Raw genomic sequence first — 14755 nt, 5'->3', positions numbered from 1 at the left:
ATGGTGGATTAGCCCGGAGGACTGCCAGGATGTGGTTGGCTCAGGAAGTGATTCGTCGCAAGCGTGACGGCTTGGTACTGGAGCGCTCGGATATCAAGCGTTTCGTTGCAGGAATAACGGACGGAACCCTCAGCGAAGGCCAGATCGCGGCGTTCGCCATGGCTGTTTTTCTCAAGGGCATGACGGTCGACGAGCGCATTTCCCTTACGACTGCCATGCGCGATTCGGGACAAACGCTCTCCTGGAGCCTGCCCGGTCCTGTAGTCGACAAGCACTCCACCGGCGGTGTGGGTGATGTGGTAAGCCTCGTTCTTGCGCCATTGCTGGCAGCTTGTGGCTGTTACGTGCCGATGATCTCAGGTCGCGGCTTGGGCCATACCGGCGGTACGCTGGACAAGCTGGACAGTATTCCCGGTTATAACTGCCAGCCATCGCCTGAACAGTTGAGGCGAGTCGTAGCTGAAGTGGGCTGCGCCATCATTGGGCAGACCGCTGACTTGGCACCGGCGGATAAACGGCTTTATGCCATTCGCGATGTGACCGGTACGGTTGAGTCCATTGATCTTATTACCGGGTCGATCCTGGCCAAGAAGCTGGCGGCAGGACTGGATGTTCTGGTCATGGACGTCAAGATGGGTAACGGTGCCTTCATGGCAGAGACTAGCCAGGCGCAAGCGCTGGCGCAGAGCATTGTCGCGGTAGCCAACGGGGCAGGTGTCAAAACGCGGGCATTGGTTACCGATATGAACCAGCCGCTGGCACGCAGTGCGGGAAACTCGCTGGAAGTGGCTGAGGCTATCGCGCTTCTCAAAGGCGAGATCCGTAGTCAGCGACTTTGGGAGGTAACAATGGCCTTGGCTGCACAGGCCCTGGTTTTAGCAGGGCAGGCCAATACAACAGTCCAGGCCCATGAACAATTGCTCGGGGTCTGGAGAGACGGTTCCGCCCTAGAGTGTTTCGCTCGTATGGTGGCCGCGCTGGGCGGCCCGGTTAACCTGACCAAAGCACCGGAGCGGTATCTACAGCAAGCGCCTGTCGTCATGCCTGTTTTCAGCGAACGACCGGGACGTGTGGTGTCCATCGATACACGTTCGGTAGGCCTGGCTGTTGTGGTCCTGGGTGGCGGTCGCCAGCACCCAGCCGATCAGATCGATCTGTCGGTCGGTTTAAGTGAGCTGGCTTTTGTAGGCGAGGCCGTAGACGAGCAGAAACCTCTCTGCTGGGTTCATGCTGCCAATGAGGACAAAGCCCAAGAAGCAGCTGTCTCGATCAAGCGTGCCTACCGCTTGGGAATGGAGAGCCCTGTGCCCGGCAGACTGATTCACGAGTACATCTGAAGGCTGGATAACCAGTTACGCACTTAGAGCAGTCGCTTTTCTCCAGGCAAAAAAAGACCCGGCAGAGCCGGGTCGAAACCGTGATTAGCCTGATGAGGAGATAACCTGAAAGGCCGACCTGCTAGTCTCTCAGTTATCAGAGCCAGTCTCGCGACCAGCTGATTCAAATAATAGCTATTCTCATTTCTGTGTCAAGCTATTCGAGAATATTTCTTATTCTCAAATAGGAAGCGGGCTTATGATTTGAGCTGCTGGCGCAACTGCGTGACTTCCTTATTGAGCAGATCGATGCGGCGAGCCATATTCTCAATAAGGTTGTGAGCGATACGGGGCGTGCTGTACATCAGGCTTAAGAACTGATCCTTGGGAATGATCATCACTGTGCAGGGCTCTGTCGCTATTACAGTCGCGCTGCGTTTCTCCTGGGTGAAAACCGCCATGGCGCCAAAGATTTCGTCTTTGCACACATCGCCTACCTTCTGATCATTGACCCGCGCCTCGGCGTGGCCTTCGATAATAATGAAGACGTGGTCAGCCTCATCCCCCTGACGGATCAACTCTTCGCCTATGGCAAATTGCTTGAAGCCTGTGCTGGGGCGTACTTCCTGGGGCTTGAGTCGCACCAGTGCATCGGAAAGCAGCGCGTTTTGACCAATAAGGTATTGAAGCAGCAGCTCCTGGCGCTGTTCGCTGCTGTGGATATGGCGAAACACATCCGAGCGCCGATAGGGAATGAGCGTGACGGGCTCATCGCTTTTATAGGTGCACTCGGGAAGGTCCAGCCCTTGTCTCATGCCAACCAGGTCGCCTTCCTGCAAATAAAACAGGGGACGCCCCTCCACTAAGGCATGCACCATGCCTTTCTGTATCAAAAAAAGATGGTTGGCTGGCTCAAGCTCGCTCAAGCCATACAGGCAGTAAACGGAAATAGGCTCGCCTGAAGGGGAAAGTCCTTCGAGCAACTGCGCCGGAATACCCTGTAGACGGCTGATCAGCTGGTCGGCATAGGTAGGCTGCTCGCCAAGGAGATACATGGCCCTGAATCCTTTATATCAGAGGTGTGAAATAGCTCGCACAATAAGCAAGCCGGTGGACGGCGTAAATCCTCATCAGCGGAGCTTGTGAGCTATCTCGTGTTCCTGAGCCAAGGCTCTGGCCTGAGCGAGTAGGGCCTGCTTGTGTTGAGGTGTCAGTTCATTCCAGTGAATGTTGAGCAGAGCGCCCTCCAGGGCATAAAGCAGAACTTTCGATGTACGAAAACCGCGTGCACATACCGCCATGTAAGCTCCCGCCGAGCCCCGATTGCGCAACTCGTCTACCGTACGGATACCTACCGCATGTAACCAAAGTACTGACGTCTTGCCGAGATTCTTCAACAACAGTAAGTCATTACTCATCGTGCCCTCCAGGCCCGTTTTGCCTAGTGCTCACTGAATGCACTCGCCTGAGTACCTCTTCAGTGTAGCGGTCTCTCCGGGCGCTGGAGGAGGAAACGATGTGTGGAGCCTGCAGTCAGTTGACCGGTAGCTTGTCTTGCATGGCCTTGACGAGCGCATCCAGGTTGGTCGGATCGGTCATGTCAACATGCCGTGTTCGGATCAATTCCTGCTCTGTCAGTGCTTCACGGCCTTGCTGCTGAGCCTGGACGACCGCCAGGGTTGCATCAGACGGATCACGGCCTTCAGCCTGGCGCTCGGCAAGCCACTGGGCAATCACGGTATCCGGGGCGTGGCAGTCGATAATCAGGAAGGGGACGGCTGCCGTTTCTGCCACCTGAGCAGCTGCTTCGCGCTGGGCCTGTTTCAGATAGGTTGCATCCAGTACTACCGGATAGCCGGCCTGAAGGATATCTGCCGCTAGGTGATGCAGGCGATCATAGGTTGCCTTCCCGGACTCAGCGCTATACAGCACGTCAGGCGTAGCGTCTTGAATCAACCGCTTGCGCTCGACATCCGAGCGAATACGAATCGCGCCCAGTGCCTCCACCAGTTTGAGCGCTGCGCTGCTTTTGCCTACAGCGGATACGCCATGGGTAATGGCCAGCAGGCAGTACGGAATGGCGCAGTAACTTTCTGCCAGAGACGCATAATTGCGGTAGCGTGCCAGGATTTCAGCCTTTTGAGCCGGATCGGAGGTCTGTCCGTACTGGAAGAGGTTGACCTTGGCCCGAACCATGGCCCGGTAAGCCTTATAGAACGGCAGAACATGCAGCCCGTCATAATCGCCGGTCATCTCGAAATAGGCATTGATGAAGCGGCGGGCTAGCGTCTTGTGCTTGCGGTCTTCCAGGTCCATCGCCAGGAAGGCGGTATCGGCAATCACATCCGTCATACGGAAAGGCTCGTTGAACTCGATGCAGTCAAAGAGTACGACCTGTCCGTCCAGTTGGGTCACATTGGCAAGGTAGATGTCGCCATGGCATTCACGAATGAAACCCTCCGCCTTGCGCCGCTCGAACAGGGGATGCAGCCGGGCAAAATGTTCCTCTGCCCAGGCCTCCAGGTGATCCAGTTGGGCAAGGTCTTGTGCATGCTCAAGCATCGGGCGGATCTGCTCGAAGTTCTGACGCACAGGTGCCATCACCGCATCGGGCGACCCCAGTTCGTTTGAAGCATCGACAACCGGTGCGCTCAAATGGAAGCGCGCAATCTGCTCGGCCAGTGCATCAATATGCTGCTCGGTGAGTTCGCCGCGCTTTTCAATCTCGCTTAATAGCTGACTCTGAGGAAACTCGCGCATCTTGATGGCATATTCAATAACCGGACCTTCGCCACTTATCTGGGGTGCCTCCGGACGGCCTGTAATGGGAACGACATCCAGATACAGTCCTTTAGTCAGGCGTTGGTTGAGGCGTAGTTCCTCGCTACAGAAATGCTCTCTGGCTTTCAGGTCAGTAAAGTCAAGAAAACCGAAGTTCACCGGCTTCTTGATCTTGTAGGCATACTCCCCTGTCAGAACAACCCAGGAAATATGCGTCTCGATAACATTGAACGCGGTAACCGGGTGCGGATAGAGGGCCGGGTTCTGCAGCGCAGCGATCAGGGTCTGACTCACAAGCGGTCCTTAGCGTAGCCATGAAAAAGTGATCGCCATTATGGCTGCTGTGAGTGACCCTGCAAACCGCTGGCTGGCGTCTGCCCGCTAGAAGCAAAGTGCGTATAATGCGCCGCCATGAAACGCACCCGATCCTCTCGCTCAAAAAAACCGTCCCGCCAATTCTTCAACTGGCGCTCCCTGTCCGGCTGGGCTCTTAAATTAGGCCTGGTGGGCTTGGTCGTCCTTGCGGGATTTTCCATTTATCTCGACGCTATCGTGCAGGAGAAATTTTCCGGCAAGCGCTGGATGGTTCCTGCCAAGGTATATGCACGGCCGCTTGAGCTGTTTACAGGGCTTAAGCTAAGCAAGGATGACTTCCTGACCGAGCTTGATGCACTAGGCTATCGCCGTGAAAAAGCCATTCAGGGGCCGGGTGACGTCTCGGTAGCAGGCTCCAGCGTTGAGCTGGATACCCGAGGCTTTCAGTTTTACGAGGGTGAGGAGCCTCCTCGCTCGATCAAGGTGAACTTCTCTGGCGATTTTGTCTCGGGGCTAAGTAGCAAGGACGGCTCAGATCTGGCTGTGGCGCGTCTTGAGCCTCTGCTGATCGGCGGAATATACCCCGCCCACAACGAAGACCGTATCCTCGTTAAGCTGGATCAGGTTCCGCCTGCACTTATCAATGGACTGGTCTCGGTCGAAGACCGCGAGTTCTGGGATCACCATGGTGTTTCGCTAAAGTCGATTGGGCGAGCCGCCTGGATCAACGTCACCACAGGGCAGTTGCGTCAGGGCGGCAGTACGCTGACTCAGCAGTTGGTCAAGAACTTCTACCTCACCAGTGAGCGCAGTCTGACGCGTAAGCTTACCGAAGCCCTGATGGCGGTATTGCTGGAGCTGCATTACGACAAGAACGAAATCCTTCAGGCCTACCTCAATGAGGTTTTCCTGGGGCAGGATGGCACCCGCGCCATTCATGGTTTCGGTTTGGCCAGTCAGTATTTCTTTAGCCAACCGTTGTCCGAACTCAAACTGCACCAGGTCGCTCTGCTGGTAGGAATGGTAAAAGGACCTTCCTACTACAATCCGCGGCGTTATCCGGAGCGTGCCCTGGCTCGTCGTAACCTGGTCATCGACCTGATGGCCGAACAGGGTGCAGTCACAAAGGAAGATGCGGAAGCGGCCAAGCAGCGGCCCTTGGGGATCAGCAAAGCAGGCTCGCTGACAAACAGCTCCTATCCCGCCTTCATCGATCTGGTTAAGCGTCAGCTCCAACAAGACTACCGGGAAGAAGATTTGACTGGTGAAGGGCTGCGTATTTTCACCAGCTTCGATCCAATTCTTCAGCTCAAGGCCGAAACCTCCATGACCGAGGCCTTGAAGCGCCTCGACGGCCGCAAGGGTGTGGAAGGCATTGAGGCGGCCATGGTGGTCACCAACCCTGAAACCGGTGAAGTTCAGGCATTGCTGGGCGGGCGTGATCCTCGCTTTGCCGGCTATAACCGGGCACTGGATGCAGTTCGGCAGGTCGGCTCCATCATCAAGCCTGCGGTATACCTGACAGCACTGGAAAGGCCGAGTCAGTACACCCTGACCACGTTCATCAAGGACGAGCCGTTCTCCGTTAAGACAGGTGATGGTCAGGTTTGGCGTCCGCAGAATTACGAACGTGATTCCCACGGGACGATTTTCCTATATCAGGGACTGGCTCATTCCTACAACCTGTCTACTGCCCGACTGGGCCTGGATCTGGGCGTGCCTGAGGTGCTCAAGACCATCGAGCGTCTGGGAGTGAGTCGCTCGTTGCCGCCTTATCCTTCAACGCTTCTGGGTGCTGGTGCGTTAACTCCCATGGAAGTCGCCACCATGTATCAGACGCTGGCCAATGGTGGGTTCAATACACCGCTGCGTAGCATTCGTAGCGTTCTGGCATCTGACGGTGAGCCGCTCAAGCGTTATCCGTTCCAGATTCAGCAACGTTTCGATCCGGGGGCTATTTACCTGACCCAATACGCGATGCAGCGTGTCGTGCGCGAGGGTACTGCTCGCTCGGTCTATAACCAGCTGCCTTCATCCTTGAATCTGGCGGGCAAGACCGGTACGACCAACGATTCACGAGACAGTTGGTTCTCGGGCTTCAGTCAGGACTTGCTTGCCGTGGTCTGGCTGGGTCGTGATGACAATGGCAAGACGCCGTTGACCGGCGCGACAGGAGCCCTGCAGGTATGGACCGGGTTCATGAAGCGTGCCAAGCCAACCTCGCTGGACCTTCCGCTGCCCGATAATGTTGTTCAGGCATGGGTTAATCCGGCCACAGGGCAGGGGACCGATCCAAATTGCCCCGGCGCGGTCCAAATGCCCTATATTCAGGGAAGTGAGCCGCCCCCTGGGCCGGCATGTGGTGGACAGAACCCTTCCGACTCTGTCATGGACTGGGTCCGCGGTTGGTTGAATTAAGAGGGTAGAACGTGACTAAAGCGGTATGGGCGGCACTGGCCGCTACGGTAGTTCTGGCTGGTTGTGCCACGCCACAGCAAGGTGCTATTCCGGTTGTGGATTCAAGCACGCCTGTTTCCAATCAGGAGCTGGCGCGTAGTGGCGGTCGCATGCCGACTAATTCACCGCCGCCTATGGCTGCCCAGGCGCCACAGCAGGATGGCGGTGTAACGGTGATGGTGCCCGGTGATAACCCGGCGCCCATCCAGACCTTTGCGGCAGCTCCGGCTACAGCGCCTATTTCGACGGGGCCTATAACGGTGGGACCCTCTACCGGTGCGCCAGCTGCTCAGGGGTATGACAGCTACTCAGCGCCCCAGCCGGCACCCAGCGCGCCTACGGGAATTCCTTCCGGCCGTAGCAGTGCGCTGTCGGCCGATGAGCAGCTCGATGGTCCCGTATTGGCCTTGCTGACAACGGCTCAGCAACAGCAGGGCGGCGGCGACCTTAACGGAGCGTCCTCAAGCCTGGAGCGTGCCATGCGCATCGCGCCTCGCGAGCCGCAAGTGCTATATCGGCTGGCCGAAGTCCGCCTGGCCCAAGGCGATGCCGCGCAGGCTGAGCAGCTGGCTCGACGTGGACTGACGTATGCCAATGGCCGTCCTGCCCTGCAAGCCAGTCTGTGGGAATTAATCGCTCAATCGCGCGAACGCCAAGGCGATGCCGCGGGTGCGGCTACAGCACGTCAGCGTGCCAAGGTGGGTGCCTGATGGATGCTCGCCTGTCTGATCTGGCGGAGCAATTGCTTCTGATCGAGCGAGAGTTGCGTGTGCTGGGGTGGTGGGAAAGCGTGCCGCCCAGCGATCAGGACCTGGCCAGCCAAGAGCCGTTCTGTGTAGACACGTTGAGCTTTGCGCAATGGCTTCAGTGGATTTTTCTACCACGGATGAAGGTCATCATTGAGTCGGACAGCGGGTTGCCTGGACGCTCAGGCATCCGCCCTATGGCGGAAGTAGTCTATCAAAACGACATGCGCAACGTGGCAACGCTTTTGGAGGCGCTGGGCGAGTTCGATCGTCTGATCGAACATCGCTAAGGCTTAATTGCAGTTCTGATTGATCGAGAATTCGGCTTCGCTGATACGCTGCTGGCGTTCTTCCTCGGTGAGCCGTCTCATTTGACCCCGACCTTCTTCGACCATGACCCGAGGATTACTGCGCAGCTGTGCCAGGTTGGTTCGCGCAGCCTTGCAGTACTCCTCACGCTTCTTTTCTTGTTCTCTGACGTCTTGCTGAACCTTCTGCTCGATAGAGCGCTGTTCTGCATTGTTCACGGCGTCGCCCGTACCATTCCCGGCTCCCGGTGTGTTGGCCTGGCCTGAAAGACTGGGTGCCGGTTTTACCTTCATTTCATCTGCACTGCGGTCAGCAGGCGGTTGCGCGCTGAAGTGGGTGACGCCTTGGGCATCGACCCACTTGTAGACCTGAGCGGCGTGAACGGAGCCCATCAAGACAAAGGCACTGCTAATGGCTAAAAACGTACGCCACATGTTGAATCCTTTAGCGTAAGGGTTAGAGCGCTCTACTATAGCGAAACTTGCCTTTAAAAAATGAGACTTCGATCTGTGCATAAATTAAGTGCATAGACGGCTTGACTTGCACCGGCTGAATGCGAAGAATCCAAAGTTCGCTGTAGAAAGCCGGCCCAAAGCTAGCTTCTCGGCAGACCATGAGGTGCCTACCCGCGCCGCCGCAGTCATACCCGTAACGCGTTACCTCGCGCTGGGTGGAGGAACTCGGTAACTCTAGAGCTCTTCCAACACGGCTTTCTTGGCAGCTGTCCCGTCGGCGATCACCGTCGCCCATGCTCTGCCTTGCAGTCGATCGAACCCCGAAAGCCCACTCGTGGGCGCTCGTATTGCGTTGAGAGGTGAAACGTGGAGCTCTTATCCGGCGCTGAAATGGTCGTCCGTTTTTTGCGTGACGAAGGCGTTAAATACATTTATGGGTATCCTGGTGGTGCCCTGCTGCACATCTACGATGCCCTCTTTAAAGAAAAAGAAGTAACCCATATTCTTGTTCGCCATGAGCAGTCAGCCACGCATATGGCAGACGGCTATGCGCGTGCGACCGGAAAGGCAGGCGTCGTTCTGGTAACGTCAGGCCCCGGTGCCACCAACGCCATTACAGGTATCGCTACGGCGTATATGGATTCCATTCCGATGGTAATCCTGTCTGGGCAGGTTGGCAGCAACATGATCGGCTCCGATGCGTTCCAGGAAGTCGACATGGTGGGGATTTCCCGGCCTATCGTTAAACACAGCTTCATGATCAAGCACCCCTCCGAAATTCCAGAGGTCATGAAAAAGGCCTTCTATCTGGCGGAGTCGGGTCGTCCCGGGCCGGTTGTGGTTGATATCCCGAAGGATATGACCAGCCCCACGGAGAAGTTCGAATACGTATACCCCAAAAAGGTCAAGCTGCGTTCCTATAATCCGGCTGTTCGTGGCCATTCAGGACAGATTCGCAAAGCCGCTGAAATGCTGTTGGCGGCCAAGCGGCCTATCCTGTATTCGGGCGGCGGCGTCATCATGGGGAACGGTGCAGCCCAGCTGACCGAGCTTGCCAAGATGCTCAACCTGCCAGTTACCAACACGTTGATGGGGCTGGGCGGTTTTCCAGGCAGTGATCGTCAGTTCCTGGGTATGCTAGGTATGCACGGCAGTTACACAGCCAACCTGGCAATGCACCATAGCGATGTCATCCTGGCAGTAGGTGCCCGCTTTGATGATCGCGTCATCAATGGCGCCAAACGTTTCTGCCCCAATGCCAAGATCATTCACGTCGATATCGATCCTGCCTCCATCTCTAAAATGATCAAGGCGGATGTTCCGATTGTTGGGCCTGTCGATAGCGTTCTGACGGAAATGGTTGCCATCCTTAAGGAAATTGGCGAGAAACCCGCGGCAGAAGCTCAGGCCAATTGGTGGAAGCAGATTGAGGAATGGCGCAGCTCGCAGGGCGGCCTGTTCCCCTATGACAAGGGGGATGGAAGCATCATCAAGCCGCAGACGGTGATCGAGACGCTTTACGAAGTAACCCATGGAGATGCGTTCATCACTTCTGACGTAGGTCAGCATCAGATGTTCGCTGCACAGTACTATCTGTATGACAAGCCAAACCGCTGGATCAACTCCGGTGGCCTGGGCACCATGGGGTTCGGCCTGCCAGCGGCGATGGGCGTCAAGCTGAACTTCCCCGACGTCGACGTCGCTTGTGTAACAGGCGAGGGCAGTATCCAGATGAATATTCAGGAGCTGTCCACCTGTTTGCAGTATGACCTTCCCGTCAAGATCATTACGCTGAACAACCAGGCCCTGGGCATGGTTCGCCAGTGGCAAGACATGCAGTACAACAGCCGTTACTCGCATTCCTATATGGAATCGCTCCCTGACTTCGTCAAGGTGGCTGAGGCATACGGGCATGCCGGTATGCGCATCACGCGTCTGGCTGATCTCAAGCCCATGATGGAAGAGGCCTTTGCCATGAAGGACCGTCTGGTCTTCCTGGATATTCAGGTCGATACCAGCGAGCACGTCTATCCGATGCAGATTAAAGATGGGTCGATGCGCGAAATGTGGCTGAGCAAGACGGAGCGGACTTAATCATGCGGCACATCATTTCCCTTCTGCTAGAAAACGAGCCAGGCGCATTGTCCCGTGTGGTCGGCCTGTTCTCGCAGCGCAACTACAACATCGAAAGCCTGACCGTTGCTCCGACAGAAGACCCAACGCTCTCGCGTCTGACGCTGACAACCGTGGGGCACGATGAAACCATCGAGCAGATTACCAAGAACCTCAATAAGCTGATCGAGGTTGTAAAGCTGGTGAATCTGTCCGAGGGCTCCCACATTGAGCGTGAGCTTCTGCTGATCAAGGTCAAGGCGACCGGAGCTCAACGCGATGAAGTCAAACGCACCACGGATATCTTCCGTGGACAGATAGTGGATGTAACGAGTAGCGTCTATACGATTCAGCTGGCTGGTACGAGTGAAAAACTCGACAGCTTTATCCAGGCGATCGGTACGACGTCTATTCTGGAAGTCGTACGCAGTGGTGTCACAGGGATTTCCCGTGGCGACAAGGCTCTGAGCATTTAAATTTGATAAAGCCACGCGGCTAATTCTAAGGAGAATTTCATGCGCGTTTATTACGATAAAGATTGTGATCTTTCCATCATTCAGGGCAAGAAAGTCGCCATTATCGGCTATGGCTCTCAGGGCCACGCTCATGCAAACAACCTGAAAGACTCAGGTGTAGACGTTGTCGTCGCGCTGCGCCCGGGCTCTGCCTCTGCCAAGAAGGCCGAAGCGGCTGGACTGGCTGTTAAAAGCGTTCCAGAAGCCGTTAGCTCTTCCGATGTCATCATGATTCTGACGCCTGACGAATTTCAGGCTCAGCTATACAAGAATGAAATCGAACCTAACCTGAAGCAGGGCGCTACCCTGGCCTTCGCTCACGGCTTTGCAATCCATTACAACCAGGTTGTGCCGCGTGCGGATCTGGACGTCATTATGATTGCACCCAAGGCCCCGGGTCATACTGTTCGCTCCGAGTTCGTCAAGGGCGGCGGTATTCCTGACCTGATCGCCGTTTACCAGGATGCCTCCGGCAATGCCAAGAACGTAGCGCTGTCCTACGCTTGCGGCGTGGGTGGTGGGCGTACCGGTATCATCGAAACCACATTCAAGGACGAGACCGAGACCGACCTGTTCGGTGAGCAGGCTGTCCTGTGCGGTGGTACCGTTGAATTGGTTAAAGCAGGTTTCGAAACACTGGTTGAAGCGGGCTACGCTCCTGAGATGGCCTACTTCGAGTGCCTGCACGAGCTGAAGCTGATCGTGGACCTCATGTATGAAGGCGGTATCGCCAACATGAACTACTCCATCTCCAACAATGCGGAGTATGGCGAGTACGTGACAGGTCCTGAAATTATCAATGCCGAATCTCGCCAAGCTATGCGCAATGCGCTCAAGCGTATTCAGGATGGCGAATATGCCAAGATGTTTATCAGCGAAGGCGCAAGCAACTACCCATCCATGACGGCATATCGTCGCAATAATGCGGCGCACGGTATCGAGCAGATCGGTGAAAAACTGCGCGCCATGATGCCTTGGATTGCTGCTAACAAGATCGTCGACAAGAGCAAAAACTAATCATTAGGGCCATTAAAAGTCCTGTTGATCTCAGTTTCGGAAAAACGCGGCTACGGCCGCGTTTTTTCGTTTCAGCTCGTCTTCTGATATAAAAGCTGTAACGTGTTAAGGATGAACCCTGAGAGGAGGGGATCATCCAAGACTTTAAGTCCTATGCAAGGAATTTTCATGAGCGAGCGTCCCGACGAAGCTAACGAAACAGCTTCCTCAAGCACTGAAAGCATTATTCCCGTCGATGAGCATTTCGAAGAAACACACGATGCCCAGGGACGAAAGATTCGCCGTCGAGGCGTCTATTTACTTCCTAACCTCTTCACGACAGCCGCGCTTTTTGCGGGACTTTATTCAATCATCAAGTCCATTGCGGCACAGACTGCGTTTATCCAAGGGCAGTCGGAAGAGGCTGCTGTAGGGTTTGCAGCAGCAGCGGCAGCCATTTTTATCGCCATGATCCTTGATGGATTGGATGGTCGTGTTGCACGCTTGACCAATACCCAGAGTGCTTTTGGGGAACAGTACGATTCGCTGTCCGACATGGTGGCCTTTGGTGTGGCGCCGGCCATTCTTGCATTTGAATGGGCTCTGATCAGTCTAGGCAATGTAGGTTGGGCTGTGGCCTTTATCTATGTGGCAGGTGCAGCACTTCGACTGGCGCGTTTCAACACTCAGATCGGCTCCGTCGATAAGCGTTATTTCATTGGATTGGCCAGTCCGTCCGCCGCTGCGCTAGTTGCTGGAACAGTATGGTGCTTTAGCGACTTTGGTATTCAGGGCTCTAAACTCTCATTCCTGGTTGCGTTCATGGTTGCTGCTGCAGGAATGCTCATGGTTAGTAATTTCAAGTACTGGAGCTTCAAGACCCTGGATATGAAAGGGCGTGTTCCGTTCGTGGGCATCCTCATCGCTGTCTTGATATTCGCCATTATCTTTACTGATCCGCCACGTGTCCTGCTGCTGGGTTTCCTTGCTTATGCTGTGTCAGGTCCCGTCAAGGCATTAATGCGCTTCCGCCATCATCGCGACCGCATGCATTGATTAATTCCCTGATTATCTCCACAGTGAGACTACGTATCGACAGTAGTCGCTGTGGAGATTGCCATGCTGATCAACGTCCCTCCGCGTTCTGCCTGCAAGCCATCTGAAATCACTCCAGAAAATATCTATTTGTCTCGCCGTCAATTCATGGGTGCAGCCAGTGCTGCTGTCACTGCTACGATGCTGCCCGGCTGGGCGCTTGCTGACGGATCTGTTTATTCAGATGTGGAACCAGGCAAAGCGCCTGATTGGTTTGCCGAGAAACAGTCTGCTATTCATTGGAAAGCGGTAGATGTAAAAGGTGAGTCTATAACGCCTTTCAAAGACGCCACGCAATACAATAACTTTTATGAGTTCGGCCCTGATAAAGGGGATCCCTATGCCAATGCAGGGCAGATGGTGATCGAGCCTTGGACAGTTAAGGTAGACGGAGAGGTTGGTAAGCCAGGTACCTACTCGCTGGAGGACATTATCCGGCCTCAGCAGTTGGAAGAAAGGATATACCGCCTGCGTTGTGTCGAAGCCTGGTCCATGGTTATCCCGTGGCTGGGTATTCCACTGGCAGATGTCATTAAACAGTTCCAGCCAACAGCTAATGCCAAGTACGTCCGTTTTGAAACATTGAATGATCCCCAGCATATGCCAGGGCAGCGTTCCAGTTTCTCTCTACTGGATTGGCCTTATCGAGAAGGTCTGCGTATGGATGAAGCCATGCATCCATTGGCTATATTGGCGGTAGGCATGTATGGGCGAGTACTGCCTAATCAGAACGGCGCACCCATTAGATTAGTTGTGCCGTGGAAGTATGGATTCAAAAGTATCAAGTCGATTGTTCGCATCAGCTTGGTGAGTGATCAACCGCAGACAACCTGGCAAAGCATGGCGCCAAATGAGTATGGCTTTTATGCCAACGTCAATCCGCAGGTCGATCATCCCCGTTGGAGTCAGGCTAAAGAGCGACGGCTTCCTAGCGGTCTATTTAGTCCTAATATTAAAGAAACACAGATGTTTAACGGTTATGCAGAGGAGGTTGCTGGCCTATACGCCGGAATGGACCTAAGGACGCAGTATTAATGATGTTGCAAGTATGGCGATTGGTCGTTTTTATCAGTGCGTTTTCGGTGCTTGGTGTTTGGCTGTACGAGGCATGGAGTTCTGCCTTGGGTCCTGACCCTGGTAAAGTAATCATTGATAGGCTTGGCCTGGGGGCGCTAGTACTCTTACTGATAACGCTCAGCTTGACGCCCTTGCAGAAAATGACGAGCTGGAAAGGATGGGCATTGGTTCGCCGCCAGTTAGGCTTGTGGACATTCACCTATGCAGCGCTTCATTTCTGCTCTTACCTGGTCTTTGTATTAGGCTGGGATTTTTCCCGCTTGGGTATTGAATTGCAGAAGCGTCCCTATGTGATTGTAGGGTTCATTGCCGTGCTGGGGCTGCTTCCTCTAGCTCTGACCTCGAACCGTTACAGCATGCGTAAATTAGGCAAGCAGTGGAAGCGGCTGCATCGCCTCATTTATATAGCATTGGTTATGGCCTTGCTGCACATGTTCTGGATAACTCGCTCGGATATCCGCGAGTGGCTGATATACGCCTCGATAGGAGGCCTGCTGCTTGTGCTTCGCTTACCATTCATCGCCGCTCAGCTAAGACAAAAGAAGATTTTTCAGTCCGGCCAAAATAAAGCTTGACCTGTG

Annotated in this window: 14 protein-coding genes; 10 read left to right on the top strand and 4 right to left on the bottom strand. The window is 54.9% G+C overall.

Annotation, left to right across the window (positions count from 1 at the left end):
• The first annotated feature begins 29 nt into the window (after positions 1-29).
• A complete protein-coding gene (gene deoA / locus B3729_RS12625; RefSeq protein ID WP_286788071.1) occupies positions 30-1337 on the top strand; it encodes a thymidine phosphorylase in 1308 nt (435 codons plus the stop codon).
• Positions 1338-1573: 236 nt separating this feature from the next.
• On the opposite strand, the gene B3729_RS12620 is transcribed toward deoA, so the two are convergent.
• From B3729_RS12620 to B3729_RS12610, 3 genes are all read right to left on the bottom strand, one after another.
• Positions 1574-2371, bottom strand: a complete 798-nt coding sequence (locus B3729_RS12620; protein WP_150348146.1) for a Crp/Fnr family transcriptional regulator — start codon at positions 2369-2371, stop codon at positions 1574-1576.
• Positions 2372-2446: 75 nt separating this feature from the next.
• A complete protein-coding gene (locus tag B3729_RS12615) occupies positions 2447-2734 on the bottom strand; it encodes a TfoX/Sxy family protein (RefSeq protein ID WP_010796841.1) in 288 nt (95 codons plus the stop codon).
• 115 nt (positions 2735-2849) lie between these two features.
• The gene (locus tag B3729_RS12610; protein ID WP_010796842.1) at positions 2850-4391 is read right to left on the bottom strand and encodes an AAA family ATPase; all 1542 of its coding nucleotides are present in this window, start codon (positions 4389-4391) and stop codon (positions 2850-2852) included.
• Positions 4392-4508: 117 nt separating this feature from the next.
• Here B3729_RS12610 and mrcB point away from each other — a divergent pair, with 117 nt between their 5' ends.
• The 3 genes from mrcB to B3729_RS12595 are packed head-to-tail and all read left to right on the top strand — an operon-like array spanning position 4509 to position 7905.
• A complete protein-coding gene (gene mrcB, locus B3729_RS12605) occupies positions 4509-6830 on the top strand; it encodes a penicillin-binding protein 1B (protein ID WP_125888595.1) in 2322 nt (773 codons plus the stop codon).
• An 11-nt stretch (positions 6831-6841) separates the two neighbouring features.
• Positions 6842-7579, top strand: a complete 738-nt coding sequence (locus B3729_RS12600) for a tetratricopeptide repeat protein (RefSeq protein WP_150348143.1) — start codon at positions 6842-6844, stop codon at positions 7577-7579.
• Positions 7579-7905, top strand: a complete 327-nt coding sequence (locus B3729_RS12595; RefSeq protein WP_010796845.1) for a YqcC family protein — start codon at positions 7579-7581, stop codon at positions 7903-7905. Before B3729_RS12600 ends, B3729_RS12595 begins: the two co-directional genes overlap by 1 nt.
• A 3-nt stretch (positions 7906-7908) precedes the next feature.
• On the opposite strand, the gene B3729_RS12590 is transcribed toward B3729_RS12595, so the two are convergent.
• A complete protein-coding gene (locus tag B3729_RS12590; RefSeq protein ID WP_125888593.1) occupies positions 7909-8358 on the bottom strand; it encodes a DUF4124 domain-containing protein in 450 nt (149 codons plus the stop codon).
• Positions 8359-8745: 387 nt separating this feature from the next.
• Here B3729_RS12590 and B3729_RS12585 point away from each other — a divergent pair, with 387 nt between their 5' ends.
• From B3729_RS12585 to msrQ, 6 genes are all read left to right on the top strand, one after another.
• Entirely contained in the window at positions 8746-10473 is a 1728-nt protein-coding gene (locus B3729_RS12585) for an acetolactate synthase 3 large subunit (RefSeq protein WP_010796848.1), read from the top strand.
• A 2-nt stretch (positions 10474-10475) separates the two neighbouring features.
• Positions 10476-10967, top strand: coding sequence for an acetolactate synthase small subunit (gene ilvN, locus B3729_RS12580; RefSeq protein WP_010796849.1), 492 nt, complete (start codon positions 10476-10478; stop codon positions 10965-10967).
• A gap of 39 nt (positions 10968-11006) precedes the next feature.
• On the top strand, positions 11007-12023 hold the full coding sequence (gene ilvC, locus B3729_RS12575; protein WP_010796850.1) for a ketol-acid reductoisomerase: 1017 nt from the start codon (positions 11007-11009) through the stop codon (positions 12021-12023).
• A gap of 168 nt (positions 12024-12191) precedes the next feature.
• Positions 12192-13058, top strand: a complete 867-nt coding sequence (gene pssA / locus B3729_RS12570) for a CDP-diacylglycerol--serine O-phosphatidyltransferase (RefSeq protein ID WP_074829418.1) — start codon at positions 12192-12194, stop codon at positions 13056-13058.
• A gap of 63 nt (positions 13059-13121) precedes the next feature.
• A complete protein-coding gene (gene msrP, locus B3729_RS12565) occupies positions 13122-14132 on the top strand; it encodes a protein-methionine-sulfoxide reductase catalytic subunit MsrP (protein ID WP_286788070.1) in 1011 nt (336 codons plus the stop codon).
• A complete protein-coding gene (gene msrQ / locus B3729_RS12560) occupies positions 14132-14749 on the top strand; it encodes a protein-methionine-sulfoxide reductase heme-binding subunit MsrQ (RefSeq protein ID WP_286788069.1) in 618 nt (205 codons plus the stop codon). The genes msrP and msrQ overlap by 1 nt, the downstream gene beginning before the upstream one ends.
• Positions 14750-14755: the final 6 nt, after the last annotated feature.

This window comes from Pseudomonas sp. UBA3149 (assembly GCF_002364655.1).
GTDB classification, from domain to species: Bacteria; Pseudomonadota; Gammaproteobacteria; order Pseudomonadales; family Pseudomonadaceae; genus Chryseomonas; species Chryseomonas luteola.
The sequence above is the reverse complement of the archived record's forward strand: the minus strand, read 5'-3'. Positions and strand labels throughout refer to the sequence as shown.